Source organism: Labrys sedimenti (assembly GCF_034424805.1).
Lineage (GTDB): Bacteria > Pseudomonadota > Alphaproteobacteria > Rhizobiales > Labraceae > Labrys > Labrys sedimenti.
Genome location: NZ_JAXOUF010000090.1, coordinates 1 through 1,189, shown reverse-complemented (window position 1 = coordinate 1,189; position 1,189 = coordinate 1). Strand labels below are relative to the sequence as shown.

Annotated in this window: 1 pseudogene; it reads right to left on the bottom strand. The window is 62.8% G+C overall.

Going from position 1 to position 1,189, the window contains the following annotated elements:
- Positions 1-19 precede the first annotated feature (19 nt).
- Positions 20-1,166, bottom strand: a pseudogene (locus U1R88_RS35545) (IS630 family transposase).
- Positions 1,167-1,189: the final 23 nt, after the last annotated feature.

Genomic DNA, 1,189 nt, shown 5'->3' with positions numbered 1-1,189 from the left:
TAATACCAACCTGCGCTGATTAGAACCCACGGGCCCAATTGCGACGTCCGATGGTGATGATGTGCCAAGGCTGGTCGATGAGCTTGTTCCAGGCCTCGCAGCAATGATCGACGATATTGTCGTAGGATGTGAAGACGCGGTTGGAGAGCCAGTTTTCGCGCATGAACTGCCAGATGTTCTCGCCCCCTCGGGCGACAGCGAAGCGCCTTCGCTTCGCGCAAGCCGGGTTCAGCTCGGGACATTTAGCAGGCAGCGCGATGATGCTGATGTTGCCGGGCATCTCAAGCTTGTTGGTTGTGTGCCAACCAGCCTGATCCACCAGCACGACCGCGTGAGCGCCAGGGGCAACAGCCAACGATATTTTGCTGCTCCGCGCTGCCCTCCGGGTCGGCCAGATGCAGCGACATGGTTTGGGTATTGCAGAAGGGTAGGACCAGGCCGGTGCCCTTGCCCAGTTCGGGGCAGATCGCGCCGAAGATGTAGGCCGATTTGGTTCTCTGATCCTTCGGCGCCGACGGTCGGGTTCCGCGTCGTGCCCAGCGCCGAGTGATCTTGTTCTTCTGACCGACACGCGCTTCGTCCTGATCCGGAGGACGCGCAGCGAAACCATATCTCTATGGGCGTGCCCTTCGGGAGGACTGCCCTGACCTTTGCCAACTCAGTGGCAAAGCCCCCTTTTTGAACGCCTTCATCGCATGCTCGTTCTGAGCATGGTGGCGGGGCCGCGCCGTGAGCTTGGCATATCCCAGCTTCTTCAGCTCGCGCCCGACGGTTGTCTCATCGAGCGACACTGCGAACTCTTCGTGGAGCCATTGGACCAGATCGATCAGCCGCCAGCGAACGACGCCATGGATCGCCGGGATCGGGCCACTTTCCACAATCTCGACCAGCGCCTGACGCTGGGCATCGTTGAGCCGGGATCGAGGGCCGGCGGCCTTGCCATCCAGCAGGCCGTCCGGGCCACGGTCATTGAACCGAACCACCCAGTCACGCACGATCTGCAAGCCCACGCCGCCGATCCGCGCGGCCGCGGTCCGGCTGCCGCCGTCGTAGATCTCGGCCAAGGCCAGCAGACGCCGCGCTTGGTTCGCACTTCTCGACGTCCGTGCCAATCGCCGCAACGCCGCTCCGTCATAATCTGCCCGCAAGCCGATCGCCGAGCCCATGGTCACGCCCTCCACCCAAGGGC